The 25,839-nt window shown below is 38.8% G+C and carries 27 protein-coding genes and 2 riboswitches; of the genes, 2 read left to right on the top strand and 25 right to left on the bottom strand.

Features of this window, described 5'->3' with window-relative positions; genetic code table 11:
- Positions 1–10: 10 nt before the first annotated feature.
- The 24 genes from BJL90_RS07720 to BJL90_RS07610 all read right to left on the bottom strand — a co-directional run bounded on the left by BJL90_RS07720 (position 11) and on the right by BJL90_RS07610 (position 22,501).
- Positions 11–292 (bottom strand): EutN/CcmL family microcompartment protein, encoded by a 282-nt coding sequence (locus tag BJL90_RS07720; RefSeq protein ID WP_044823199.1) that lies wholly within the window; start codon positions 290–292, stop codon positions 11–13.
- Positions 293–310: 18 nt separating this feature from the next.
- Complete coding sequence (locus BJL90_RS07715) at positions 311–1,006, bottom strand: hypothetical protein (RefSeq protein ID WP_070966179.1); 696 nt, start codon at positions 1,004–1,006, stop codon at positions 311–313.
- A 40-nt stretch (positions 1,007–1,046) separates the two neighbouring features.
- The gene (gene pduL, locus BJL90_RS07710; RefSeq protein WP_070966177.1) at positions 1,047–1,685 is read right to left on the bottom strand and encodes a phosphate propanoyltransferase; all 639 of its coding nucleotides are present in this window, start codon (positions 1,683–1,685) and stop codon (positions 1,047–1,049) included.
- Positions 1,686–1,697: 12 nt separating this feature from the next.
- Entirely contained in the window at positions 1,698–2,471 is a 774-nt protein-coding gene (locus BJL90_RS07705; protein WP_070966174.1) for a cobalamin adenosyltransferase, read from the bottom strand.
- A gap of 66 nt (positions 2,472–2,537) precedes the next feature.
- Entirely contained in the window at positions 2,538–2,822 is a 285-nt protein-coding gene (gene eutM / locus BJL90_RS07700) for an ethanolamine utilization microcompartment protein EutM (protein WP_044823203.1), read from the bottom strand.
- A gap of 19 nt (positions 2,823–2,841) precedes the next feature.
- On the bottom strand, positions 2,842–4,290 hold the full coding sequence (locus BJL90_RS07695; RefSeq protein WP_070966171.1) for an acetaldehyde dehydrogenase (acetylating): 1,449 nt from the start codon (positions 4,288–4,290) through the stop codon (positions 2,842–2,844).
- Positions 4,291–4,827 carry a BMC domain-containing protein gene (locus tag BJL90_RS23135; RefSeq protein WP_081561893.1) on the bottom strand — a complete coding sequence of 179 codons (537 nt, stop codon included), beginning with the start codon at positions 4,825–4,827 and terminating at the stop codon, positions 4,291–4,293.
- Positions 4,828–4,841: 14 nt separating this feature from the next.
- Positions 4,842–5,495, bottom strand: a complete 654-nt coding sequence (eutL, locus tag BJL90_RS07685) for an ethanolamine utilization microcompartment protein EutL (RefSeq protein WP_070966168.1) — start codon at positions 5,493–5,495, stop codon at positions 4,842–4,844.
- A gap of 23 nt (positions 5,496–5,518) precedes the next feature.
- On the bottom strand, positions 5,519–6,418 hold the full coding sequence (gene eutC, locus BJL90_RS07680; protein ID WP_070966165.1) for an ethanolamine ammonia-lyase subunit EutC: 900 nt from the start codon (positions 6,416–6,418) through the stop codon (positions 5,519–5,521).
- Positions 6,419–6,521: 103 nt separating this feature from the next.
- Positions 6,522–7,889, bottom strand: coding sequence for an ethanolamine ammonia-lyase subunit EutB (locus tag BJL90_RS07675; protein ID WP_070966163.1), 1,368 nt, complete (start codon positions 7,887–7,889; stop codon positions 6,522–6,524).
- Between the two features lie 20 nt (positions 7,890–7,909).
- Positions 7,910–9,343 (bottom strand): ethanolamine ammonia-lyase reactivating factor EutA, encoded by a 1,434-nt coding sequence (gene eutA / locus BJL90_RS07670; protein ID WP_070966160.1) that lies wholly within the window; start codon positions 9,341–9,343, stop codon positions 7,910–7,912.
- A 332-nt stretch (positions 9,344–9,675) separates the two neighbouring features.
- A complete protein-coding gene (locus BJL90_RS07665; protein WP_070966157.1) occupies positions 9,676–11,085 on the bottom strand; it encodes a sensor histidine kinase in 1,410 nt (469 codons plus the stop codon).
- 20 nt (positions 11,086–11,105) lie between these two features.
- Complete coding sequence (locus tag BJL90_RS07660; RefSeq protein WP_070966155.1) at positions 11,106–11,675, bottom strand: ANTAR domain-containing response regulator; 570 nt, start codon at positions 11,673–11,675, stop codon at positions 11,106–11,108.
- A gap of 324 nt (positions 11,676–11,999) precedes the next feature.
- Entirely contained in the window at positions 12,000–13,745 is a 1,746-nt protein-coding gene (locus BJL90_RS07655; protein ID WP_070966152.1) for an NADH-dependent [FeFe] hydrogenase, group A6, read from the bottom strand.
- A 140-nt stretch (positions 13,746–13,885) separates the two neighbouring features.
- Positions 13,886–15,643 (bottom strand): NuoF family protein, encoded by a 1,758-nt coding sequence (locus BJL90_RS07650; RefSeq protein ID WP_081561892.1) that lies wholly within the window; start codon positions 15,641–15,643, stop codon positions 13,886–13,888.
- 11 nt (positions 15,644–15,654) lie between these two features.
- A complete protein-coding gene (locus tag BJL90_RS07645) occupies positions 15,655–16,167 on the bottom strand; it encodes an NADH-quinone oxidoreductase subunit NuoE family protein (RefSeq protein WP_070966147.1) in 513 nt (170 codons plus the stop codon).
- A gap of 240 nt (positions 16,168–16,407) precedes the next feature.
- Entirely contained in the window at positions 16,408–17,115 is a 708-nt protein-coding gene (locus tag BJL90_RS07640) for a phosphatase (protein ID WP_070966146.1), read from the bottom strand.
- A gap of 26 nt (positions 17,116–17,141) precedes the next feature.
- Positions 17,142–17,288, bottom strand: a complete 147-nt coding sequence (locus tag BJL90_RS21850) for a hypothetical protein (RefSeq protein ID WP_156778735.1) — start codon at positions 17,286–17,288, stop codon at positions 17,142–17,144.
- 61 nt (positions 17,289–17,349) lie between these two features.
- Positions 17,350–17,538 carry a hypothetical protein gene (locus BJL90_RS07635; protein WP_070966144.1) on the bottom strand — a complete coding sequence of 63 codons (189 nt, stop codon included), beginning with the start codon at positions 17,536–17,538 and terminating at the stop codon, positions 17,350–17,352.
- 142 nt (positions 17,539–17,680) lie between these two features.
- Complete coding sequence (locus BJL90_RS07630; protein WP_070966142.1) at positions 17,681–17,899, bottom strand: hypothetical protein; 219 nt, start codon at positions 17,897–17,899, stop codon at positions 17,681–17,683.
- A 179-nt stretch (positions 17,900–18,078) separates the two neighbouring features.
- Entirely contained in the window at positions 18,079–19,209 is a 1,131-nt protein-coding gene (locus BJL90_RS07625) for a YkvI family membrane protein (protein WP_070966140.1), read from the bottom strand.
- 33 nt (positions 19,210–19,242) lie between these two features.
- Complete coding sequence (locus BJL90_RS07620; protein ID WP_070966137.1) at positions 19,243–20,628, bottom strand: FAD-binding oxidoreductase; 1,386 nt, start codon at positions 20,626–20,628, stop codon at positions 19,243–19,245.
- Positions 20,629–20,693: 65 nt separating this feature from the next.
- The gene (locus BJL90_RS07615; RefSeq protein WP_070966135.1) at positions 20,694–21,695 is read right to left on the bottom strand and encodes an electron transfer flavoprotein subunit alpha/FixB family protein; all 1,002 of its coding nucleotides are present in this window, start codon (positions 21,693–21,695) and stop codon (positions 20,694–20,696) included.
- A 5-nt stretch (positions 21,696–21,700) separates the two neighbouring features.
- Positions 21,701–22,501: an electron transfer flavoprotein subunit beta/FixA family protein gene (locus BJL90_RS07610; RefSeq protein WP_070966132.1), complete on the bottom strand. Its 801-nt coding sequence runs from the start codon at positions 22,499–22,501 to the stop codon at positions 21,701–21,703.
- 336 nt (positions 22,502–22,837) lie between these two features.
- Here BJL90_RS07610 and dapG point away from each other — a divergent pair, with 336 nt between their 5' ends.
- A complete protein-coding gene (gene dapG, locus BJL90_RS07605) occupies positions 22,838–24,052 on the top strand; it encodes an aspartate kinase (RefSeq protein ID WP_070966130.1) in 1,215 nt (404 codons plus the stop codon).
- A gap of 79 nt (positions 24,053–24,131) precedes the next feature.
- On the opposite strand, the gene BJL90_RS07600 is transcribed toward dapG, so the two are convergent.
- Positions 24,132–24,449: a YerC/YecD family TrpR-related protein gene (locus tag BJL90_RS07600; RefSeq protein ID WP_070966127.1), complete on the bottom strand. Its 318-nt coding sequence runs from the start codon at positions 24,447–24,449 to the stop codon at positions 24,132–24,134.
- 221 nt (positions 24,450–24,670) lie between these two features.
- Positions 24,671–24,781, top strand: a riboswitch (SAM riboswitch).
- Between the two features lie 73 nt (positions 24,782–24,854).
- Positions 24,855–24,965, top strand: a riboswitch (SAM riboswitch).
- A gap of 76 nt (positions 24,966–25,041) precedes the next feature.
- On the opposite strand from BJL90_RS07600, the gene BJL90_RS07595 reads away from it, so the two are divergent.
- Positions 25,042–25,839 carry a methionine ABC transporter ATP-binding protein gene (locus tag BJL90_RS07595; RefSeq protein ID WP_070966124.1) on the top strand — a complete coding sequence of 266 codons (798 nt, stop codon included), beginning with the start codon at positions 25,042–25,044 and terminating at the stop codon, positions 25,837–25,839.

Below are 25,839 nucleotides of genomic sequence, written 5' to 3'. Positions count from 1 at the left end.
CCTCCCCTTGCTAACTGTTATTTTGCAATGTAACTTCCACTTCATCTATGATACCCACTACTGTCGCATCCACAGCTGCATCCTCTCTTTGAAGAACCTTCCTAGCGGAGCTTCCCTTTACCACCAGTACTTGATCTCCAATGCCAGCACCTACACTGTCTATAGCTACAAAAGGTTCTTTCGTTTGATTTCTACCATAATCTATAGTTTCAACCACTAGAAGTTTTAGTCCATTTAAGCTTTCATCCTTTCGAGTGGCCCATACATTGCCGATTACTCTGCCAATAATCAATTTTATCTTCCTTCCTCATTACACTCTAATGACTTGTATTTTCTTCATTCGTATATAATCCTTTGCCATGGGGGTAATGATTGCCTTTTGTCTTATACAAAGCCTGCTATTTGGGTGACAGTCCATTTCCTTTAAAATTTTTTCAGTGATTACTTTATTATCTATTGAAGTTTCCTCTGTTGTTTTTTCTTGCTTTATTGGTGAGATAGGCTGTTGTGGCTGCTGCTGAGAGGGGGAAAGAATTTCTTCTAGTGTTCCTATTTTCACCCCAAAATCCTGCAGTTTTTTTTCATAATCTGCGTACATCTGATAAAAATAGGGTTGACTGCTTTTCTCAAAACTTCGATGCTCCATTCCGTCACTTAAAACAAAAACCTCTTTTCCGTGCAATAAGCCTCGAATAACCTTTTTAGAAATTGCATCCCCCTCAATACCCATAGCAATATGGGCTAAGCTGCTTAAGGGCAAGATAGGCAGAATAATATAGTCCATCTGCTTTATTTCATCTTCAGTACACTCCTCTAAAAATACACATGCAATCCCCATCTCCTCTAGATAAGTTATATACTGTTGATTGGCTTGTTCTCTAGAGAAAAGTACCCAGGCTTTCTTCGTGAATTGTAGTTCTTCACTGGTTTGCCTTTCTCTTTGCCCTTCTCGAAGCTGCTTCAACACTTCTTCCGTTATTTTTTGAACCAATGCTTCCATCTCCATTGAATCACCCCCTATTTTTTACAATAAGTATTATTTCCTATTACTTTACGATTTCTCCTGTCATTCCTGGTTGATAGGCAGCGGCGTTCCCTTCGTCGTGGTCAATATGCATACTAAGTCGATATTTTTCGCTCACCCTTATCAAAACATCTTCTAAAACAACAGGTCGTTGACTCTTAATTCTCACCTTCACCTGCTGACCGTCCTCTACACGAAAGACTTTGGCATTCTCAGGAGTCATATGAATGTGTCGCTTTGCGATCATAACCCCTTTGTCTATATTGACTACCCTGCGACCTGCAACAATAATAACACCTTCTGTATCTTCTAAATTACCTGACTCCCTTAAGGGAGGGTTAATTCCCAGAGTTCTAGCATCTGTGTAGGATATTTCTACCTGTGTATCTTTTCTAGCAGGCCCTAAGATAGCTACATTACTGATGGAACCCTTAGGTCCCATCAGGGTTATACGTTTATCATACTGAAATTGTCCTGGCTGAGACAGTTCTTTTAAAATAGCTAGCTGCGCCTCATCGCCAAATAGGGCGGTCATATGCTCTTTACTTAAATGAACATGTCTAGCAGAAACCTCCACTGGAATTTCCGTTGAAGTTTCTTGATATCCTTCTATATTCCGCATGACCTTTTCTACAATTTGTTTGATCAATTCTTCCTGCATCCTCTGCACCCCCTACTTGTAGTGACCACCTTGCCACCGGCACATCATAATGTACAAACAACTGCTTAATCGATTAAGTGCTTGAAGAATGTCATTTCTTTTTATCTCTCCGTTTTCTCCCGTAAAGGCCTTCACTCCAACGATTTCTACTTCTCTAGAAGCACTTCTTAAAGTATTTAGTTTTATCAGCACTGCCCCCATAGAATACTCCGGCAGAAGATGGCTTACATCAAAGAACCTTTCTGGATGATGGGACATTTTTCTTAGCTGTTCCTCATCTAATCCCAGTATTTTACATTCACCAAAGGGTTCCTCCAGCACTTCTGCCCTTAAGATATTTCTAACAAAGACAAGTACCTCTCCTAAATCATCTAAAAGTTTTTTCTCTTTAAGGCTATCTAAAAACACCTGCACCTCGAGGATTTGAGCCTGAAAGCTATCCAGTTTTCCTCTTAAGTGAATTCTAGGGTGATCTTTGTTGACGAGGAAATTTCCGTGAAGCTGTGTCATATGTTCAGGCTTCTTTTCAAAAAATCCTCCATGGTAATAGCACTTATATTTAGGGGGAACTTGATCTTTTCTCTCTTGCTTTGTTTCCACAGAGGTGGTTGATGTTGTAGCTTGTTTTTCTGCATCCCCTTCTTCTTCAATGATCAATGCAATTTTCTTTTCTTTCAAATATTCTCTTGCTGAAGGGGTTACTAATACCCTTGAACTGACGGAATAGGTTTCGGGAAACTTGTTTTTGAACGCCATTCGAAGTCCTGCTTCTGTTAAAACCTTCATAGGCTCCCTCCCTTTCATCAATGAAAACCTCTCAGATCAAGGTTTTGATCCAAGAGGAATTTGTATTTATTCTTTTACTTGTGGAAGGATGACTTCTACTTCGCTATGAGGTCTTGGAATAACATGTACAGAAACCAATTCTCCAACTCTTTCTGCAGCAGCTGCACCAGCATCTGTAGCAGCTTTAACCGCACCAACATCTCCTCTTACCATCACAGTTACTAGACCACCGCCAATTTGCTCCTTACCTAACAAGGTGACATTTGCCGCCTTTACCATTGCATCTGCTGCTTCAATTGCACCTACTAATCCTTTTGTTTCAATCATTCCTAATGCATTTAAAGTTGCCATTTAAAATTCCTCCTTTAGATTAATTAAGTTTATTTTTTAAGCTTTCCATCACCAATTGGGTAATTGTTTCAATATCTATGTTGTTTAATTCCTCTGTCTTTTTTGTTTCTTTGCAATCCTCTATGCCATAGGCCATTCTTCGGATATTGATCAAATGCATCGGTCCTACATTATCTGATGTAGCACTTCCACCAATAGCTCCACAACCTAAGGTAAAGGATGGTGCAAGGTTTGTACTTAGACCAATGGCCCCTTGAGTTGATGGGGTATTTACCAAAAATCTAGAAACCGGTTTTTTTAGAGCAAATTCTCTAATGATCGCTTCATCCTGAGAATGAATCACCAGGGTATGTCCTAACCCGCCATTTTCTAATAGACAGTAGCAAAGCTCACAAGCTTCTTGCCAGTCTTCAACTGTATAAAAGGCCAAGAGTGCGGTAAGTTTTTCTTTGGAGAAGGGAATATGCTTTCCAACCCTCTTTTCTTCACAAAGAAGTATCTTTGTCTCCTTTGGAATTTCAATTCCTGCTATTTTCGCGATATCCTGGGCGGATCTTCCTACAATTTTAGGGTTCATTCCTCCTGAAGCCGTTTCCATAATTGCCGTTACCTTTGCCAGCTGGTCTCCAGCTAGGAAATAGCCTCCCTGACGCTTCATTTCTTCCTTTACTTTTTCAGCAATACACCTTTCTGTTACAATCGCCTGCTCCGATGCACAGACGGTTCCATGATCGAAGGTTTTGCTTGAAACAATTTTTTCGATTGCTTCTTTTATATTGGCACTTCTTTCAATAAAGGCAGGAACATTTCCAGGCCCAACCCCTAGAGCTGGTGTTCCTGAACTGTAGGCTGCCTTCACCATGCCGGAGCCTCCAGTAGCTAAAATCAAATCTACGTCTTTATGTTTCATAAGTTCATTGGTTCCCTCTAGGGTTGGCATGGTCATACAATGAATTAATCCTTCTGGTGCCCCTGCCTCTACAGCAGCTTTATTTAAAATCTCTACTGTCTTTAAAATGCTTTTTAAGGCATTTGGATGGGGACTGAAAATAATAGCGTTCCCAGATTTTAATGCAATGAGTGTTTTATAAATCACGGTAGAAGTTGGATTGGTAGAGGGAATTAAGGCAGCAATGATACCAACTGGTGTCCCAATTTCTACTATCCTTTTTTCTTGATCCTCATGAATGATTCCAATGGTTTTCATCTCTTTAATATGATCGTATACACCTTTGCTGGCAATTTCGTTTTTAATTTTCTTATCTTGCCATTTACCAAACCCTGTTTCTTCAGAAGCCAGCTGTCCAAGAAACTCTGCCTGAGGATAAGCGGCTTCCTTCATGGCATAGACAATCTGATCAATGGCTTCTTGGCTAAATTTAGCAAATTCCTGCTGAGCTTTATTGGCTTTTGCCACCATGTTTCTTACCTCTTGAATGGATACTAAATCTTTATCCAGCAAATTCATTTATTCCACCTCCATCTTCAAATAATTTAATATAGCACCTACCAGCTCTGCTTTATTGGCAAATTTGATTTTTTGTGCTTCCATAGAAAAATCTTTTAATCCCCTAGCAACTTTTCTCAGATCCACCACCTTCATTCTATAGAGATCTTTTTTGGACATAATCTTCATCTCTTTCCCATGAAGATGAATCACCGAATCCTTCGTCTCCTTTTGTACCCTTTCTTCCTCTACTGACTCTGGGGCTGCTTGATTGCCGGGAGAAAATTCTTGAAACAAAAGCTTTAGCTGGATATCTGGCCTTGGAATCACATGTTGAGAAATCACTGAACCTACTGTTGCTGCAACAGCACTTGCTGCTTCAATCGCCGCCTGAACAGCTGCCACATCTCCCTCTATCATCATCGTCACTAAACCGCCGCCGACAGTTTTAAAGTCTTTTAGTGTGACATTTGCTGTCTTTAAAGCAGCGTCTAAGGCTGTGACTGCTGCCGTATAACCATAGGTTTCTAGTAGTCCCAGTGCATTATAGCGCATCATAAACTCAACTCACTTTAATAATTTGTAGGGTTATCTGCCACAAACTTTACAGCTTCCGCAAAAGCATCACATGCTGCCTTGCATGCAGATTGGCTTCCTGTTAATAACCCACCGCCAAAGTTGGTTTCAGTAGGGGGACCATAGAAACATACCATGCGAACATCTGCTGCCTTCATAGCCGCATCTAAGGCATACAGTGCCTCTAGAGGTGGTGCTATGACATAAGCTAAAGCTTCTCCTTCTTTGATACCTGCCACCTGCGATAAATAGGAACCTGTTCTGGAGATACAGTGGGCATAATATGCAATAGAATCGTCCTCATTTGCACTATAAAAACAAGCATCATTTTCAATAAATTCAGTGACAGCATCCACACCACTTCTTACTTCAGCAGGATTCGGTCCAGAGATAATGCCTATGAACTCTCCTGCCAGTTTTGTATTGGCATTGGCGGCACCCCCATAGAAGGATTTTGCATAAGCCACCTTGACATCTGCTTTTTTCGTAGCTTCGTCCAGAGCTGTATAAGCTACATCATCACTATCGGCAGTAATGATTCCTATACTTCTATGTCCCTGCTCCAGCTTCAGTTCTCTTACCATATCAGAACTTAGATTAGGAATGATTTTTACGCTTAGGACAGAAGCACGCAGTGCATCATTTTTCATGTTCTTCACTCCATTCTTTATATTTACAGCTTTAGATCTAAGCCGCTTGCTTTTTGTTCTATCATTTCCTTAATAATATGAGCAATATGAGCTCCTGCTTCTGTGGCAGATGTACCTCCCTTATGAATATTAGATATAACAGTTCTTCTGGATTCAGGCATACCCACCTTTGCACGATACGCCATATAACAACTCATACTTTCTCCAGTAGCTAACCCTGGCCGTTCACCGATTAATACTATCGTTACTTGGGCATCAAGGGCTTCTGAAACAACATCCATTGCTGGCACTCTGCCATGTTTTACGAAAAAGGGTGTTCCTGCCTTTAGCCCATAGTTCTCTAATCCCTGCATGATAGATGGCAAAATATCCTTAACATTCGCTTCGATAGCTGTTGAACTTAAACCATCAGAAACATAAATTTGCACTTGAGGATTTTTTACGCACCTTTCTTTAATGGTTGCTATTGCCTCTTCACTAAATTTTCTACCTAAATCAGGTCTTGTCACATACTCATCTTTATCACGGCATAGGGTGCTCACTGAAAACAGTCCCATTTCTTCTAAAAATTTCTCAGAGACATACGTAAAAACAGCATCCATAGCAACAGCATGATCCGCTCTAAATCTCAGTAATGTTTCTGTGCGATAACGGGGTCCTGCTCTCCAAATCCCCACCCGAGCGGGGGTACTTTCCTTCAGCCCTAAATAAACTTCCTTATTGGCTGGGTCAGGTACTGCAAAGTAATCCTGCATTTTTATCTCTGTCAAATCCTTTAACTCTGTATCGTCTAAAGGTACTTCTGTTTCAACCTTTGTATCTGTGTTTTGTAGATCCTTCTCTTCAGCGACTTGTTGTTTATCTATGGACAGCTGCTGAATAATTTGCTGAACCATATCCTTGATTGCTTGTTCTGAAACCAATGAAATGCCCTCCTTTTTCTTTTTATCTAAATTTTTTTACGACAAGCCCTTATCTCCCAGCTTTAAGAAAGGTAAAGGTTTGTAGCTTACTGAAACCCTTGGGCTATTTACTGAAAAAAATAGATGCATCTCCAGCCCGTTTGGATAATCTGCCATTTTCATAAACTCCCACTTTTTCTAACCACTGCTGAAATTCAGGAATCGGTGTTAGATTTAACAATTCTCTTAAAGTAGGGGCATCATGGAAACTCGAGCTTTGATAGTTAAGCATAATATCATCTCCTGCAGGTGTTCCAATCAGGAAGTTACATCCAGCACTGGCTAATAGAACGCTTAGATTTTCAACATCGTTTTGATCCGCCTTCATATGGTTGGTATAACATACATCTACCCCCATTGGAATCCCCGATAGTTTACCCATAAAATGATCCTCAAGACCTGCTCGAATTACCTGTTTACTGTCATATAAGTATTCTGGTCCAATAAAGCCAACAACGGTATTCACCAAGAATGGCTGATACTTTTTAGCTAATCCATAGCATCTTGCTTCTAAAGTGACTTGGTCTACCCCCATATGGGCATCTGAAGAAAGCTCAGAGCCTTGACCTGTTTCAAAGTACATGACATTTGGTCCTGTAGAAGTTCCTTCCTTTAATACAAGTTCTCGGGCTTCAGATAGAATACTGTCACTTACACCAAAGGCTTCATTTCCCTTCTCAGTTCCTGCTATACTTTGAAAAATCAAGTCTGAGGGTGCTCCTTGTCTGATGGCTTCCATCTGGGTTGTCACATGAGCTAGTACACAGGTTTGTGTAGGAATTTGCCACTGTTGCTTTACTTCTTCGAATAGTTTTAAGACATTCTTTACACTGTTTACTGTATCATTTACAGGGTTCAATCCCAGTACAGCATCCCCTACCCCATAACTTAGACCTTCGTAGAGAGATATCTTAATTCCTTCTATGTTGTCAGTTGTGTGATTCGGTTGAAGTCTATAGGCCAGTGTTCCTGCCTGACCGATGGTTGTATTACAGTGGGCAGTGACGATGATTTTTTTTGCACCATAGACCAAATCTAAATTAGACATGAGTTTAGCCACCGCTGCCACCATCTCACTGGTCAATCCTCTGCTGATTCTTCTAATATCACTGCTGGTGGTTTCACTATTTAAAATCCATTCTCGTAATTCAGCAACTGTCCAGTTCTGAATTTCTCCATAGATTTTTTCATTCACACCGTCTTGAATAATTCTAGTCACTTCATCTTTTTCATAGGGTACAGCTGGATTGTTTCTGATGTCCTTTAATGTTAGATTGCTTAACACTTCCTTGGCTGCTATCATTTCTGTAATAGAAGCTGCCGCCAGTCCAGCCAGTTTGTCTCCTGATCTTTCCTCATTGGCTTTGGCCATCACTTCATTTAAGCTTTTAAACTGATAAACTGTACCAAATAATTTTGTTTTTAATAGCATGTTCTATCTCCCTTCTATGTTCAATAATTTAATACCAAGGTTTTTATAATCACAGGTACTACTTTGCCATTGGCCAAAGGTTTACCGATATCAATGTAGTCCCCATTATCAACTTTTATTGAATCAATACAGAGGACATCCCTTTTTTGGGGCAGGTGGGCCTGAATGCCTTGTCCCAGTATCTTTGCCATATCATTTTCAACGATAATAATCAGCGGCTCCTTTTCCCCCAGCTTATTGTCCATCCCTTCAATGATAGCTTTTGCTAAGGCTTGTATCTCTTGGAAGCCTGGGTTTTTTATCCCCTTCATGGCTAAGGCCACCAACTGATGATCATTTTCTAAACGAAACCAATCTAGTTTTTCAGCAATCCTACGACTTAGTTGGTGATGATCAAGTCCTTCATCCTCTCTGCTTAATCGTAAAATAGGAATATTCTTCATAGGTAAAATCGATGCTTCAATGGTGATGGTACTACCGCTGATCTCTGTTGTATGAGTTCCTGCCCCCACAACTGTTGCTCCAATGGTTTCACTGGCTTGGATGACTTTGGAAGTCTCTAACCAAGGGGAGGCGGCTATAGCTTTTCCAAGAAGTATACCGATATCGCCATATCGGAAAAGGGGGATACTTCCCTTGTTAAAGATACAATCCGCCACACCTCCTGAAAAAGAAATAAAATCGATTTCCTTCTCCCATTTTAAAGAAGTCCCAGTCAGCATCTCTTGTAGAAGAGGAGTTGCAGGAATCACCCCTATGCTTTCCGCCAAAATATCTGCCATTCTTCTGCATATACCTTCTACTTCATCTACCGACAGTCTTTTGCCTACTTGAACATCGATTCCGATATCCTTCGCTAATGTTTTTATTTTGCTGGAAACATAGTTTACCTTTAATTGGTCATCCTCAAACTTAATCAAACGCCCTCCAATGTCAAGACAAGCAGTATCCACTACTTCACCATTTTTGAAAATAGCTATATTGGTTGTACCTCCGCCAATATCCAGGTTTACCACAGTGCAGGCCTTTTCTTTAGAAAATTTTCCTGCCCCTGCCCCCTTGCCGGCAATAATGCTTTCTAGGTCTGGGCCTGCAGTAGCCACCACAAAGTCACCGGCTAAACCGCTGAGGGTGTTGAGGATTTCATTGGCATTTTCCTTCCGAGCAGTTTCTCCTGTAATAATTACCGCCCCTGTATCAATTTTTTCAAAGGAGATATTTGCTTTTTTATATTCCATCTCAATGATTTTTCTAACAGCATCTCCATCGATTCTTGTTTCTGATAGCAATGGTGTGAAATGTATATCACTTCTATAGATAATTTCTTTATCAATAATTTGTATTTTAGGAATTGCTGTCATGGAAGCTGTGTTTTCAATGGTAAGTTTGCTAAATACCAACTGCGTAGTGGATGTTCCAATATCAATACCTACACTAAAAATGTTTTCTCTCAAAATTTTTCCTCCCTTCCCCTATATAGATAACCACCTACAAAGCTTGACAAAATGCAGACCGCATGCATTTGCAGGAAATGACTACAATGTTCAATTCATGTAAGTGGAAAATCCGTAAAGAAATTTGCATGTTTGAGCGTTAGCGAGTTTGCAAATTTTAGGATTTTTCAATGGAATGAATTGTTAACATTGTTCATTTCTGAAACCGCAGGAGGGCGTATTTTGTTAAGCTATAAAATTGGTTATCTATAAAGACAATGGGGCCAAGAATCTATGTGTCTTCATAAATCCCTGGCCCCATCGCCTTTAAAAAGCACGCCGTTGTGCTTTATTTATTCGTTTTTAAAATTAAACCGTATTTCCGTTCCAGTACTACTGGAATTCATTTGAAGATTACCGTAAAGTCTTTCTCGAACAATACTGTTGACGATGCTTAACCCCAGACTTTTTCTTTGAGGCTTTTCTGTATCAAAGCCCACACCATTATCGGTTACAGTAACCTGCGTATAGATTTCACCCTTTTGAATCGTAATTTCAATTTGACCATCTTTCCTTCCTTCAAAACCATGTTCTAAGGAATTTTGTAAAAGCTCATTCACAACCAGTGCAATAGAGGTAGCTTTATTAGAATTTACAGTGATATGATCTCCTTTGATTTGAATACTGATATTTTTTTCTGGAGATACCACATAATCCAATGTACTCTCCTTCATTCTTTCTAAGATGGTTCGCAAATCAACATCATCCACACCATTTTGAGCTAGCAGTTCGTGGGTAATGGCAATGCTTAAAATTCTACTAATACTTTCGTTGAAGGCTTTCTTTGCTTTATCCTGGTGAATGCGTCGTGACTGCAGCCTCAACAAACTGGCAATGGTTTGCAAATTATTCTTCACACGATGATGTATTTCACTAATGGCAACAGATTTTGAAATCAGTTCCATTTCTTTTTCCTTTACCTCTGTAACATCATTGATAATCATAATGATTCCGGTAATTTTATTTTCATCCTCCATAGCCACATATTTCACACGGAGGGATAATTTTCCTATTTTCACTTCTTCTACATTGACAAAATTGTTATGCACAATGCCAGAAAAGCTCCTGCCACTTAATGCTAAGTTGCTGAAGGCTAATCCAACAATTTCGTCTTGATAACCCAGTTTTTTATAAAGTTGATGGGCCTCAGGATTGCAATAAGTAGCAGTGCCATTGCTGTTAAACATAATAATGGCTTCATTTACATGATGGATAATTGTATTTTCTGCACCCTTCAACGTACTTAAGGTTTCTGTTAGCTTTTCTGTTGTTTCCAATAGATCCTTCATCTCTTTGTCTCTCTTAATATGCTTTGTAATATCTTGTTCAATAATCAAAACACCAATCACTTGACCTTTCTTATTCTTTATAGGCTCTACACTTTGTCTAACTGTTTTGTTCTCCTGTGTCAATGCCTTTAAATCCCTGGAGGAAACCCCGGTTTCTAGTGTTCGTAAAGCAGCAGGTTCATTTTCTCCCAAAGCAAATTTCCCGACAACTGAGTGCTGGTACATGGATTCTTCCTGCGTTTGTTTAGCTTCTGCCACGACGACAGCGATGTTGGGGATATTGGTTAGACAATCGATGAAGACATCTGCTTTAATCGCTCTAGAGATCAGTGGTAACATTTGCTTTAGATTTTCTAGAATAAGAATATCTGTATCGGATAGTTGCGTATAGGTTTCACAAAGCTCCCTTAACATCCATTCACCCCTTAGTATCCTTATTGATTCATCGTAATAATCCTTGCTATTTCACCCATAGAGCGTCTTTTGGACATGCTTAATGTCCTTATTTTATTGTAGGCTTCCTCCTCTGAAAGCCCTTCAGTTTTCATCAAAATCCCCTTTGCTCTTTCAATTTGCTTTCTGTCCTCCAACTGCGTTTGTGCTTTTTTCACCTGTTGTTTCATCTCTTTAAACTCTTTACTTTTAGATACCGCCACCTCTAGAGCAGGCAATAGGTTTTTTTCATTGATGGGTTTAACAATATACCCCATCGCTCCTGCTTTCTTAGCCTCTTCTACAAATTCTTTTCCGCTATAGGCGGTTACCAATACAATGCATTCTGCCAGCTCATCTTGATTGATTACTTCAGCTGCCTTTAAGCCATTCAATAAAGGCATTTTAACATCCATTAGTACCAAATCTGGTTTATACTTTTTACACAACTCAATTGCATCAAATCCATCTGAGGCTTCACCTACAACATCGTAGCCTTCTTCCAACAACATTTCTACTATGTCCATTCTAGTAATAGGTTCGTCATCGGCTATTACCACTCGCCCTTTCATGGCACCTTCCTCCTTTGATACTTTCATAATCTCCGTTGATTATCTTAATTCATTTATTCCCACTATACAATTGATTTAAAACACATAAGCTATCTTTCTTGAGCTTTAGCTGGTTCTATAGCCATCAAGTCACCCCTTTACAGTCTTGGTACAAAAACATAGAAAAGCCTGCAAAGAAAAAATATTTTCTTTCTTGCAAGCTTCGCCGCTCTTTCAACACTACACAACGTTGGGTAGCTGTCTTTATTTATTATCCATGATATCATAATGCTATCTCTATGGCAAGTCTTTTCTAACAAAAATTCTTTATTGGTAGAATCTTCTTTATATTCTCTCCTTCGCTTCAAACTTTGTATGCAATAGTTTCTTCGCCAGTTCTCCATAGGGCTCTCCTAGATACTCTTTATAGAGCTTAATAACCTCAGGATTTTCATGGGATTTTCTGATGCTTTTCCTCTGATCCTCTCTATAAATGGCTTGCTGACGTTTTTTTACGATTTCATCATTACCATAGTGATAAGGCTGACCACCGCCGCCAATACAGCCACCAGGACAGGCCATAATTTCAATCGCATGGTATTCTCCCTTGCCGTTTCTGATGTCCTCTAAAAGCTGTCTAGCATTACCCAATCCATGAGCAATCCCTATCTTTATTTCCTGCCCTTTTAAATCTACAGTGGCTTCTCTTAGCCCCTCCATCCCTCTTAACTGTTGAAATTCTACATTTTCTAAGGTTTCACCTGTCACCCATTCGTAGGCTGTACGCATAGCCGCTTCAATTACCCCACCGGTTGTACCAAAGATACTGGCTGCACCGGTAGATTCTCCAAGAGGATGGTCAAAATCTTCATCTGCTAACTTATCAAAATCTATACCTGCCTCCTTTAGCATATCGCCTAATTCTCTTGTAGTGATAACAATATCTACATTGTCATGATCGTCAAGACTCAGCTCTGTTCTAGCTGCCTCTGCTTTTTTAGCAACACAGGGCATAACAGAAACCACCACCATTTTATTAGGATCAATTCCCATCTTCTCTGCTAGATAGGTTTTTGCTAAGGTACCAAACATAATATGGGGGGATTTACAAGTGGAAGGTACGTCGATCATATCTGGGAATTGATGTTCAATAAAGCTTACCCAAGCGGGACAACAACTGGTCAACATCGGTAGACGTCCACCGGTTTCCAGACGATGAATTAATTCTTTTGCCTCCTCCATAATAGTTACATCTGCACCAAACTCAGTATCATAAACCTGATCGAACCCTAGTTTTCTCAAAGCCGCCGCTAACTTTCCTGTTACAATGGTTCCTGCCTCCATGCCAAATAATTCGCCTAATGCCACGCGGATAGCAGGCGCCACCTGTACCACTACATACTTATCGGGGTTATGTAATGCCTTCCATACCTTTCTTGTATGGTTTACCTCTGTCAATGCGGCGGTGGGACAAACCGCTACGCATTGGCCGCAGTAGGTACAGGAGGTTTCTACCATCGGTAAGTTAAAGGCTGGTCCTACTACAGTTTCAAATCCTCTGTTTAAAGCCGATAGAATCCCACAAGTCTGTATTTCATTGCAGGCAGTTTCACACCGTCTACACAAGATGCACTTATCTTGATTTTTAATAACGGCTTGACTGGAGGTATCTAAGTGATACTTATTCCGCTTTCCTGAATAATGAATTTCCCGTATATTCAGTTCTTGGGCAAGTGCCTGTAACTCACATCTTAAATTTCTCTGACAAATGAGACAGTCTGTAGGATGATTGGAAAGCAGTAATTCTACAGCCATTCTTCGAGCTTTTATTGCTCTAACTGTATCCGTACGAACCACCATACCGTCATTTACAGGTGTTGCACAGGCAGGGGCGAGACCAGGTCTGTTTTCCACTTCCACCATACATACTCTACAGGAGGCGGTACGATTTACCATCTTTAAGTCATGCAAATCTAAATGACATAAGGTAGGGATTTTAATTCCTGCCTCCACTGCTGCATTTAAGATTGTATATTCTCTTGGCACTTCTACTTCTTTATCATTAATAGTCACTTTAACATATTCCTTCAAGTTTGCACCACCTTTATCTATATAGATATTTACTTTTTATTAGCACGAATTCATCTATATTTTTTATTTTACTATAAAATTCTTTGCAATCTTCGGGATGACGATTTAAGCCTCATGCCATGGTTATCTTATCACCCTCCCTAGCTTTTTGGAGAAACTACTGTTTTTTTCTTCTTGCCCATGGAACATACGCCAGCTGGGCAGTTTTTGTTAAATATGTGTTCATGATACTCGTCAGTAAAGTACTTCATTGTACTTAAAACAGGATTGGGAGAGCTCTGCCCTAGGCCGCAAAGAGAAGCATCTTTGATCATTTCCCCTAGATCTTTTAGATTCTTTAAATCCTCCTCCGTCCCTCTGCCGTTAGTAATTTTTATTAAGGTTTCATGGAGTCTCTTATTGCCGATTCTACAGGGCGTGCATTTGCCACAGGATTCATCCTCCGCAAACTCTAGATAAAACTTTGATATATTCACCATACAATCGTCTTCATCCATAACAATCATTCCCCCTGATCCCATCATAGAGCCTACTTCCTTTAAGCTTTCATAATCAATTGGGATATCTAAGTCTTCTTCAGGAATACACCCTCCTGAGGGCCCCCCAGTCTGGACAGCTTTGAATTTCTTGCCATCCCTGATACCACCACCAACGTCATAGATAATTTCCCTTAAGGTAATGCCCATAGGTACCTCTACTAAACCAACATTGTTTACTTTGCCCGCCAAGGCAAAGACCTTGGTGCCTTTACTTTTTTCTGTACCTATACCGCTAAACCATTCCGCACCCTTTAAAATAATCTGTGGAATATTGGCAAAGGTTTCTACATTGTTTACGGAAGTGGGTTTATCCCATAATCCACTTTCTGCTGGGAAAGGTGGTTTTGCATTTGGTTCCCCCCTACCTCCCTCTACAGAGTTGATTAAGGCAGTTTCTTCACCACAGACAAAAGCTCCTGCCCCATACTTAAGCTCAATATCAAAGTTAAAATCCGTATTAAATATTTTTTCTCCCAAAAACCCATATCCTCTGGCTTGTTCTATAGCAATGTTTAGTCTTTCAATCGCCAATGGGTATTCTGCTCGAATATAGATATATCCCTTTTCTGCACCAATAGCATAACCAGCGATGCTCATCGCCTCCAATACACTATGGGGATCTCCTTCTAAGATACTTCTATCCATAAAGGCCCCAGGATCTCCTTCATCAGCGTTGCAAATAACAAATTTCAAATCGTTCTTGTTTCTATAGGTAAGTTCCCATTTATAGCCGGTGGGAAATCCTCCACCGCCTCTGCCTCTTAGTCCACTATCCTTAACAATCTGTATAACTTCTTTAGGGGTCATCTCTGTCAGCACTTTTCCAAGGGCAAGATAACCATCTTCTGCTATGTATTCTCTAATGTTCTCTGGATTGATAAAACCACAATTCCTCAAAGCAATACGCATCTGTTTGTGATAAAAAGAGATATCCTCTTGCTTTTCAATCTTCTTTCCCAAGGTAGGCTCTTCATAAAGCAGTCTTTCTACCCTTTTTCCTTCAAGGATATGTTCTCTAACAATTTCTTCTGCATCCTCCGGCTTCACTTCTACGTAAAAAACATGGTCAGGATAAATCTTAACAATCGGACCCTTTTCGCAGAACCCAAAACAGCCGGTCTTGAGAACCTGCACAGTTTCATGGCATCCTGCTTTTTTCAACGCCTCTTGAAGATGGTTCATGATTTCTCTACTTTCTTGAGATTCGCAGGCAGTGCCTCCACAGACTAATATATGGGAGGAATGGTTTTTTTCATCGATTTCCTTTGCCTTCTCATGACTGGTCTTTCTTATACCTAAATCTTTACTAGCTTCTTCTCTAAGCTTCTTTAATGCCTCTAAGGATTTTACTGTCTTCATTTTTCCACCTCCTATTGTTGATATTCAGATAAGATGCCTTCTACTTCCTCTGGTTTTACTCGTCCGTAGACTTTATCATTAATCACCACCAACGGTGCCAAGCCACAAGCTCCCACGCATCGAACATCCTTCAAAGTAAACCTTCTGTCCTCTGTTGTATCTCCTACAGATACCTTTAATTTTTCTTGAAAGGCCTCCAATAGTTTGTTGGCCCCCTTTACAAAGCAGGCGGTGCCTGTACAAACATTAATGACATATTCTCCCCTTGGTTCCTCTGTAAAGTAAGTATAGAAGGTAACAACACCGTTTACCTTTGCCCCTGTTACCCCTAATCTTCTGGCAATAAATAATTGAACATCCCTTGGCAAATACCCAAAAATATCCTGGGCATGGTGCAATACTTGTATTAGCCTGCCTTCTAGGGAAGGTAAACTGTCTATATATTCCTCCAGTTTTTCATAATGTTCCTTCGGTAGGGGCTTTTCAAGATTGTTTTTTTCCTTGACTCTAAGTTCCTCTGGCATTTGACTCCTTCCTCTCTAAGTTTAAGTAGATATAACTAACTATTATTGTTTATAAATTCACAGTTCATTATTCTTTTTCATAAAAAAAATAGCTAAAACCTCTTCTTATTCTTAAATGAAAAAGAGTTTTAACTATTTAAAAAAATAACGCTGATTCTTAAAGTGGGCGTCTTAGCAATACATCCCGAAGTAACTTCGACTACAATTTAGGTGGAGTGAAAAACTCCCCTGAATTAAATCTCATTTTATATAAGCCTTTAATCTATCAACCGAAGTATTTACCACTAATTCTTCCGGCATCTGCAGTCTCTCCAGCATTTCCTTAGCAAAAGGAAAATGTCCTATATCGAAGGCAATATGCGCATCACTTCCTATAGCTACAGGCACTTGCTTCTTCTTACAGGCTTCTAAGATTTTATAACAATTTTCTTTACTTCCTGTTCTAAAACTGTCTGGTTTTAAAGAGCTATTATTGATTTCTATCAGAGTACGATATTCCTTAGCAGCCTCCACCACCTTTTCGATATTTACAGGGTAGGAAGGATTCCCTGGATGCCCAATAATATTTATGTAAGGCTTTTTTATTAGATTGATTAGGGTATTAGTGTTCTCCTCCACTGAACCAGGTTTTATACAAGGGTGATGAAAACTAGCAATAACAATATCTAGTTCTTCTAAAACACCTTCAGGAATATCCAGCTTTCCACGGTGATCCAAAATATTTACTTCTACACCCCTTAAAATTTCTACCCCATTTATTTTTCTTGGAATTACGCGAAGGTTTTTAAAATATAGAGAATGAGTGCTTCCTGGCATTTTAGGACCGTGATCCGTTATAGCGATTAACTCAAATCCTATCGTAGCAGCATGTGCTGCCATTTCTTGTATGGTACTGTAGGCATGACCGCTGGCCAATGTATGGCAATGCGTATCTAATACAAAATTCATAGAAAGTGTCTCCCTCCAAATTTCATTTATCTTAGTTTTTTCACTTTATAAACATAGATAGTATCTTCTATTAATTTATCCATCAAGAGCAAAATTTCTTCCACCACTTTTTGCCATAATTCTTTATTTCTATTATAACAAATTCTACTAAAAAGAAAAAGTTGTAGTCTCATAATTAGCAAAGTAAAGGGGTAGATCCTATCTACCCCTTTACTTTGCTAATCAACTAAAACATTAAACCCAGAAATATCTTCCACCAAATAATACTACTAGTAACAATAAGAAGAATAATAAGCTGTCTCCTGTTCCTCTAAAGATACCGCAGTTACAGAAGATAATGACTAGTAATAGGAAGAAAAATAGTATACTACTTTGGCCACCGAAGAAACCACCAAGAACATCTTTTTTAATAACTTCACTCATTTATAGCACCCTCCTTATATTCTTATTAGGACTATCTCTAGCCTTAATATATACTATGTGAAAATTTTAAAATGGTTACTGGTATTTAAGCAGATAGATAAAACCCATCTGCCTTAATATACCAAGGATAAACCTTGCAAATTTATATGCCACATATGTTACCGCCAGTAAATAATACTACTAAAATCAAGAAGAAGAATAGTAGACTATCTCCTGAATCCTTAAAGCATGGGCAGTTGCAGAAAATAATTACCAACAATAGAAAGAAGAACAGCAGACTAGTCTGGGGTATACCCACACCTACACCGCCACCTCCAAAAAAATTACTTAATAATCCTGTACCTTTTGTGCAATCACTCATTCTTTGCCACCTCACTCTCTTTTTATTTTTGTATCAAGTCTCATTTTATCTTATGAATTATAAAGATATTTGGTGCAGCTTTCCATAAAAGTTGCATCCATTTCTCTACTGCAAAAACTAAAAAAGAACAGATAGATTTAATTTGAATCTATCTGTTCTTCTTCTTTACATTTTTATGTTTACATATTGGAGGCCTTCGCTGAATTATTTTTTCTCATAAAGCCCATATATAATACCGGTATTACGATTGCTGGTATAGAAATATAACCAATATAACCGTAGCCCTTTGCCACAAGAGGAATCAAACCGAAAAGGGCAATCCCCCATGTCAACAATACATAAACTGCTGAAGCAATAATTTCTGCCTTTTTATCAGAGGCATCAGATTTTTCTTTAGCAAAAACTCTTATTACCCGTTTAGCACCTCCATAGATCAGGTTCACTCCTGTAGATATAACTCCTAGGAAGATCAAAACAGATACTAATAATTCCCCAGCTCTTCCTCCTACTCCATTATTAATAACATATATTACCGGCACTGCTTCTGTTAAAATAGCTGGATAATAACTTAAAATAACAATAGCAGCAAGTCCTATAATAAAAGCATTTAATATAAATCCTGCAACAGCTGCTTTTTTTACATCTCTTTTATCCTTCAATACATCCGCCACTGCTACATAACTTCCCAACACCGACGCCTGTAATCCTCCATACTTCAAAGCTTCCCATAGAGGAGGCCATGTGCCTTGAGGTGCTGGGGCTGTAGCAATGACTTCCCTTAGATTTGGCAAAATAGCAATAAAGTTACTTCCGTAAATAAGTAATAGCCCTGCAATTACAATAATGGCAATCCATGAGGCCACTGCTCTAATCATATCTGCACCATAAATTGTTACAATAAACATAATAATAGCAATAACAGCAGTATTTAATATATATGGTGTGCCGATTACCTGTGTTAAAGTGGCGCCCCCGGTAGCGAAGGCAACAGCTGTAGCTGTAAATAAAGTAAGGTTAAATACAATTTCATAAAGAGGTGTAAATATTTTTTCATAAGGACTATAAAAACCATCACACCAGCTTTTATAGTCAAATTTTTTCTGACTTACACTAAAATCCCAAACAAAGTAAAAAATCACAGCATTCAGCAGCATCGCTATAATAGGTGTAAACAATGCATACCATCCATATTGTACAAAAAACTGTACCAACTGTCTGCCGGAGGCAAAGCCTCCGCCAAAATGCGTCGTAAACCAAACAAAAGCTACAGCAAAAAAAGCTGGCATAGCACTAGCAGGACTCTTTTTCATCGTGTATTTCCTCCCCCAAGAAGTTTTCATTTGTTAAATAGTGACTACTGTTCCAGGATTCAAAATGCCATTAGGGTCAAACGCCTTTTTGATTCCTTTAATTAATTCTATCTCCTTTTCACTTAACTGAAGATTCAGGTTAGCCATTCTTGTTTTTCCTACCCCATGTTCCGCTGTGATGGTTCCTCCGTATTTTACAGCGGTTTTATACATGGCTTCCTTTAACGCTTCATAGTAAGAAGGAATTTCACCATTTTCCCTCATAATAAAGTTATGAATATTGCCATCTCCAGCATGCCCTACTGCTGGTGTCCTTGCTCCGTATTTATCTGCCAATGCAAAGATATCATTCATGAAATCAGGAATGGAGCCGACAGGCACTGCCATATCTAAGGCATCCGCCGCATCATGAACAACCGCTGTATAGACATTACTTCGGATAGCTAAAATAGATCGCTGTTCCTTTGCTGTTTCTGCAATCAAGGTATAAACAGCATTATGATTTTCACAAAGGTCTACGATCACTTCACTTTTTTCGTAAAGCTCCTCTTCCTTATCTTCAGAAAGAATAATCATGACATCTACACTGCCTTCTTCCGCTGGCCACTTTTCTCCAATATGCGCTGCCGATTCTAAAGCAATGTCTCTTTCCATATACTCAATCGCCAAAGGTGTAATGCCTTGTTGTAGTATTTTGGGTACAACAGCTATAGCATCTTTGCGATTATCAAAGGAAACCAATAAAGTACCCTTATGCTTAGGTTCCGGATAAAGTTTTAGGGTTACCTTCGTTACAATCCCTAGGATACCTTCACTGCCAATCATCAAATGCAGTAAATCTAATCCGGTATTGTTTTTAATTAACTTTCCACCTAGATTCACAATCTCTCCTGTAGGCAACACTACTTGTAATCCCTTTATCTGATTCCTCATAATACCATGTTTTACCGCTCCGGCACCACCAGCATTTTCTACCGCCATGCCGCCAATATGTGCTCCTTCATCCCCTGGATGTACTGGGAAAAATAAATTATCATAGTCATGAAGCTTTTCTAGGAGGGCAGCTAAGGTAACGCCGGATTCACAGGTTACCATTAGGTTTTCTTCATCGATTTCTAAAATCTTATTTAATCTTTCATCCGATAGAATAATACTAGTTTGGGTCGGTATCGCTGCCCCACAAAGCCCTGTACCACCACCCCTTGGCACTACTGGTACCAACACTTCATTGGCATACTTCAATATCTGTGCAATTTCTTCAGGTGTTCCAGGTTTTACAACAACGCAATCCTCTGCTGCTTTAGGACGAATCAATGCTTCTGTTTCGTCATATAAATATCCCTGCGTCTGATCCAAACTAGTCAGTACCCAATCCTCCCCCACAATATTTTTTAAAACCTCAATCACTTCTTGTTTCATCTTCATCCCCCTCATGTATATTCATTTTTATCTTGATTTTGTTTTTAGGGTAAAGATCCCTACCTCTAAGCATTAGCTAACTTAGCTTTTTGGTTATTTATTTTATTGATCAGCATAGGTATCACTTCATATAAATCCCCTACAATCCCAACATCCGCAATATTAAATATGGGGGCTGAAGGGTCTGTATTGATAGCAACGATATTTTCTGCCTCCCGCATTCCAGCTAAATGCTGCGGCGCGCCAGAAATCCCACAGGCGATATATAGTTTAGGCTTCACACGATTACCACTATAACCTACTTGATGGTCGCTAGAAATATAATCCTCCTCCACAACAGCTCTGCTGGCACCAACCACGCCTCCTAATAAGGCAGCCAGCTCCTTTAACATATGAAAATCCTCAGAAGATTTTAATCCTCTCCCACCTGCTACTACAACTTCCGCCTCACTGATATCGATTTCATTGGATTGCAGCTGCTTTAAAATCCTTACTGCTGGATTCTCTAATAAGATAGCCTCAATTTTTGTAATCTTCCCTTGACGTTGTCCATCTCGTTTGGCCTCAGAAAATTCCTTATATCGAATGGTTGCCATCTGAGGATAAGTTTTTGTTTTAATATGTGCTAAAATATTATCACTAAAAGCTGGCCGAATTTGAATCAGTTTTCCATCTTCATCAATCTTTAACTCCGTGCAATCTGCCGTTAATCCAGTTTCTAGACTGCCTGCCACCCGTGGGGCTAAGGATCTTCCAAAGGTAGTGGCCCCAAACAAACATATTTCAGGTTTTATACGGTTTATAAGAGCCACGATATTTTCCTTGTACAATAATTCATCCGGCTGATTAAATGCATCCTCTTCCCCATAGAAAACCTCATCCGCTCCTCGATAAATCAGTTCTTCGACCTCCATGTTCTTTGGACCTAATGCAATAGCATATACCGGCACTTCTAAGCTTTCTGCCAACGTCCTTCCTTTATTTAAAAGTTCATAGGTAACTTTATGTATCCTACCATCTTTTTGTTCTGCAAAGACTAGAATACCTCTATGGGTTTTCTCTGTCATCTTCCTTACACCTCCACCACTTTGATTTCTTTGAAGAGTTCCACCAATGTATCAGTAGCCTTCATTATATCGTCACGAAAAATTTTGCCTTCCCTCGTTGAAACAGAGGGTATTTCAATTTTATTTACCCAAGTTGGTGAACCCTTTAATCCAACTTCTTCTACTGATAAAAATTCCTGTAAATCCTCAAGGGTAAGCTTCTTTATTTCTGCTTTTCTAGCCATCATTTTTCTTTTAAAAGCAGGTAGTCGTGGGGTATTAATATTTTTTGTTACGGTAATCAAACCTGGCAACCTCATCTCCTTTAGATAAGATCCAGAAGATATTTCCGACACCACCTGCAAGTTTTCTAGTCCCACTTCTTCTATGCGACTCACATAAGAAACATGGGGTATATTTAAATAACCTGCTGTTTCGGCACCTACCTGTCCTGTATCTCCATCTACCGTTTTTTCTCCTGCAATAATAAGGTGAAAATCACCAATTTTCTTAATTCCAGCAGCTAGTGTGTGAGAAGTAGCTTTTGTATCAGCACCACCAAAGTACTTGTCGCTAATTAAAAAGCCCTCATCAGCACCACGGGCAATAGCCTCCCTTAAGGCATCTTCTGCACTAGGAGGACCCATACTCAGTACTGTTACTTTTCCGTCGGTTTTCTCTTTAATTTGTATTGCTGTCTCCAATGCATTTAGATCAAAAGGATTAATTTCTGTTCCCGCAGATTTTCTATCTATCGTACCTTTTTCACTATCAAACTTTACTTTATCCATGTCAGGTACCTGCTTAATCAATACCACAATGTTCATGCCAATCCCCCCTTAAGCCTTTTGTTTTCAAAATAAATTGCAAACCTAAAAAAAATTTAAGTGTTAAGTATTATTTTATTTTTTTAAATATAGTTTAATTTTTAAAAAATATTTTATCATACATTATTTTAATAGTCAAAATATAATTTTAATTTCGACTGTTTTTGCTATAAAATTTAGCTGCAAGACTTAACAAACTGTAGAGCCTATGCATTCACAAAAAAATGATTACAACGTTTAATAAAACCTCATTGACTTAGAAGTAGAACATTTATAATATAGAAGCATAATTTAATTATAAAGGTTAATAATTTAAATAAATATGAGGTGGTTTTTGTGAATATTATTGTACAAAAATTTGGAGGCACTTCTGTTGCTACAAAGGAAAGAAGATCCATGGTGATGAATAAAATAGATGAAGCTAAAAAAGCTGGCTATGCTGTAGTTGTAGTAGTTTCTGCTATGGGGCGAAAAGGTGAGCCCTATGCTACCGACACACTACGTGGGTTAATCTTAGAAGATGCTTCTACCTATAACCTAAAACATTTAGATCTTCTAATGTCCTGTGGAGAAGTGATCTCTTCTGTTGTACTGGCTTCCGCCCTAGAGACAATGGGTTATGCAGCTATTCCTCTTACAGGCTACCAAGCAGGTATCCTAACCGATGATACCTTTGGCAGCGCAGATATACTGAGTATAGATAGTAATAAGATATTACCTCATCTAGAAGAAGGTAAGGTTGTTATTATTGCTGGCTTTCAAGGAGCTACTAAGGATGGTTTTATCACCACCTTAGGTCGTGGAGGCAGCGATACTTCAGCCACAGCCTTAGGGGTAGCACTGAAGGCAAAGCAGGTAGAAATTTATACGGATGTGGATGGTATCATGACAGCGGATCCAAACGTAGTACCAAAGGCAAGAATTATCGATGAAATAAATTATGATGAAGTATTCCAGATGGCGGAAAAGGGGGCAAAAGTAATTCATCCAAGAGCTGTAGAAATTGCTCAGAATGGCAATATTCCTGTTAAAATTAAAAATACCATGTCTACCCATCCAGGTACCAGCATTCACTATTGCCGTAAAAAGAGGGGAACACTGTATTCTGGCAAATCTTGCGAACAATTGTTAACCGCCATTACGCATAAAGACGGCATCGTTCAGGTTACAATCTATACGGAGGGGAGTTCGGATAGTCAATTGCTCTCAGCTTTAGCAAAGGCAAGTATTAGCATCGATATGATCAACTTTTTTATGGATAAAAAAGTTTTTACTATCGAAGAAGTGCAAGTTACAGCTTTAGAAGCAATATTGAAGGATTTCCAGGTAAAGTATTCTATTCTCCAAGCCTGCAGCAAAGTTACCATCATAGGTTCCCGCATTACGGGGATACCCGGCGTGATGGCTACAGTAGTAAATGCTTTAACTAAGGAAGGTATTAAAATTTTGCAAACCTCTGATTCTCACGCTACAATTTCCTGCCTTGTAAAACAGGAGGATGCAAAAAAAGCAGTATGCACTTTGCATGAAGCTTTTCATTTGGATCAATAAATAGTAAAAAATAAAAAAAGACCATTGAAAAGAAATTTTCTTCTAAAGTGGTCTCTTTTTTAGTAAGCCTTCACCTTTTTTATTTTTCTATCACTTCCTGATCCTGCTGTTGCAATCTCTGTAAAATTAGTTTATATCCATCTGCTCCATAGTGCAAACATCGATTCACCCTACTGATAGTAGCTGTACTGGCACCAGTAATCTTTTCTATTTCATTATAAGTACCGCCTTCCTTCAACAACTTCGCCACCCCTAGTCTTTGAGAAATAGAACGTATCTCCTTAATAGTACAAACATCTTCAAAAAATCTATAGCACTCTTCTACTGTCTCTAGTTTTAAAATAGCTTCGAATAATTCATCGGTAAATTGATCTTTAATTTTTGATTCATAGGACAATTTTATCACCTCAAATCCTTACTTTACTATATAAATTCGACCATTTTTTTTAATTTCCTTTTCTTTACGAAAACTTTTTTACTTTAATGCGTTAATCAATTCACATTTTTCATGTGAAAAATTACCAATATTTTTTTATCATTTTTATTATTGACTTTTTATTTAAAACCTAATATAATTTATTTCATAGCTTAGCATACAATCATATAAGTTAAAATAAACTCTTATCAAGAGAGGTGGAGGGACTGGCCCTATGAAGCCCGGCAACCACGATATATATCTTATATCGAAGGTGCCAATTCCTGCAACACATAAGTGTTGAAAGATGAGGGAGGAGAACTGGTTTATAGTGCCTCTTTCCTTGTGAAGAGGTTTTTTTAATGAAAAACCTAATAGATTTATAAACTCTTATCAAGAGAGGTGGAGGGACTGGCCCTATGAAGCCCGGCAACCACGATATATAGCCTATATCGAAGGTGCCAATTCCTGCAGCACATAAGTGTTGAAAGATGAGGGAGGAGAATGTTTTATAGTGCCTCTTTCCTTGTAAAGAGGCTTTTTTAATGCTTAAAATTTTTTAAGGAGTGATGAAATGATTCAATTAAAAAATCTTAGTAAACTCTATGAATCTAAAGAAGGTAATGTCTTAGCATTAAAAAACATTAACTTAAACATAGACAAAGGAGATATTTACGGTATTATGGGCCTTAGTGGTGCAGGAAAATCCACCTTGATTCGCTGCATTAATCTCTTAGAAACCCCTACTAACGGAGAAGTATGGGTAGATGGTGTTGACTTAACGAAACTTTCTCCCCACCTTCTGAGACAATCCCGTAGAAATATGGGCATGATTTTTCAAAACTATCATCTTCTTACCAGCAGAAATGTAGAAAAAAATGTTGCTTATCCTTTAGAACTTAACGGTGTAAAAAAGCATGAGATAAAAGAAAGAGTAGAACAACTACTGCAGTTAGTAGGCCTATGGGATAAAAGAAAGCACTATCCATCCCAGCTGAGTGGTGGTCAAAGACAAAGGGTAGCTATCGCAAGGGCCTTAGCTACAAATCCTCAAATCCTCTTAAGTGATGAAGCTACTTCCGCTCTCGATCCTATTACCAGCAGAAGTATCCTGAACTTATTAAAAGAGATCAACGAAAAGTTGAATATAACCGTAGTATTAATCACCCATCAAATGGAGGTTATAGAGCAAATATGTAATAGAGTAGCAGTGTTAAAAGATGGAGAGGTTGTAGAGGAAGGCCTTGCTCAACAGGTATTTAAAACCCCACAGCATCCCTATACAAAGTTGTTGTTAGGTCACAAGGCCTTTGAAAAGCATCAGCCTATTCCCTTTAATTTATTTAGAAATGTTAAGGCAGGTGGACTATAA

The organism is Clostridium formicaceticum, assembly GCF_001854185.1.
In the GTDB taxonomy this organism is placed as follows: Bacteria; Bacillota; Clostridia; order Peptostreptococcales; family Natronincolaceae; genus Andreesenella; species Andreesenella formicacetica.
Note: the sequence above shows the minus strand (reverse complement) of the source record. Positions and strands in the feature narration are given on the sequence as shown.

Coding starts and splice junctions, on each gene's coding strand:
- BJL90_RS07715 (WP_070966179.1), bottom strand. CDS start 1,006: ATGGAGATGGAAGCATTGGTTCAAAAAATAACGGAAGAAGTGTTGAAG.
- pduL (WP_070966177.1), bottom strand. CDS start 1,685: ATGCAGGAAGAATTGATCAAACAAATTGTAGAAAAGGTCATGCGGAAT.
- BJL90_RS07705 (WP_070966174.1), bottom strand. CDS start 2,471: ATGAAGGTTTTAACAGAAGCAGGACTTCGAATGGCGTTCAAAAACAAG.
- eutM (WP_044823203.1), bottom strand. CDS start 2,822: ATGGCAACTTTAAATGCATTAGGAATGATTGAAACAAAAGGATTAGTA.
- BJL90_RS07695 (WP_070966171.1), bottom strand. CDS start 4,290: ATGAATTTGCTGGATAAAGATTTAGTATCCATTCAAGAGGTAAGAAAC.
- BJL90_RS23135 (WP_081561893.1), bottom strand. CDS start 4,827: ATGATGCGCTATAATGCACTGGGACTACTAGAAACCTATGGTTATACG.
- eutL (WP_070966168.1), bottom strand. CDS start 5,495: ATGAAAAATGATGCACTGCGTGCTTCTGTCCTAAGCGTAAAAATCATT.
- BJL90_RS07675 (WP_070966163.1), bottom strand. CDS start 7,889: ATGCTATTAAAAACAAAATTATTTGGTACAGTTTATCAGTTTAAAAGC.
- BJL90_RS07665 (WP_070966157.1), bottom strand. CDS start 11,085: ATGTTAAGGGAGCTTTGTGAAACCTATACGCAACTATCCGATACAGAT.
- BJL90_RS07660 (WP_070966155.1), bottom strand. CDS start 11,675: ATGAAAGGGCGAGTGGTAATAGCCGATGACGAACCTATTACTAGAATG.
- BJL90_RS07650 (WP_081561892.1), bottom strand. CDS start 15,643: ATGAAGACAGTAAAATCCTTAGAGGCATTAAAGAAGCTTAGAGAAGAA.
- BJL90_RS07645 (WP_070966147.1), bottom strand. CDS start 16,167: ATGCCAGAGGAACTTAGAGTCAAGGAAAAAAACAATCTTGAAAAGCCC.
- BJL90_RS07640 (WP_070966146.1), bottom strand. CDS start 17,115: ATGAATTTTGTATTAGATACGCATTGCCATACATTGGCCAGCGGTCAT.
- BJL90_RS21850 (WP_156778735.1), bottom strand. CDS start 17,288: ATGAGACTACAACTTTTTCTTTTTAGTAGAATTTGTTATAATAGAAAT.
- BJL90_RS07635 (WP_070966144.1), bottom strand. CDS start 17,538: ATGAGTGAAGTTATTAAAAAAGATGTTCTTGGTGGTTTCTTCGGTGGC.
- BJL90_RS07630 (WP_070966142.1), bottom strand. CDS start 17,899: ATGAGTGATTGCACAAAAGGTACAGGATTATTAAGTAATTTTTTTGGA.
- BJL90_RS07625 (WP_070966140.1), bottom strand. CDS start 19,209: ATGAAAAAGAGTCCTGCTAGTGCTATGCCAGCTTTTTTTGCTGTAGCT.
- BJL90_RS07620 (WP_070966137.1), bottom strand. CDS start 20,628: ATGAAACAAGAAGTGATTGAGGTTTTAAAAAATATTGTGGGGGAGGAT.
- BJL90_RS07615 (WP_070966135.1), bottom strand. CDS start 21,695: ATGACAGAGAAAACCCATAGAGGTATTCTAGTCTTTGCAGAACAAAAA.
- BJL90_RS07610 (WP_070966132.1), bottom strand. CDS start 22,501: ATGAACATTGTGGTATTGATTAAGCAGGTACCTGACATGGATAAAGTA.
- BJL90_RS07595 (WP_070966124.1), top strand. CDS start 25,042: ATGATTCAATTAAAAAATCTTAGTAAACTCTATGAATCTAAAGAAGGT.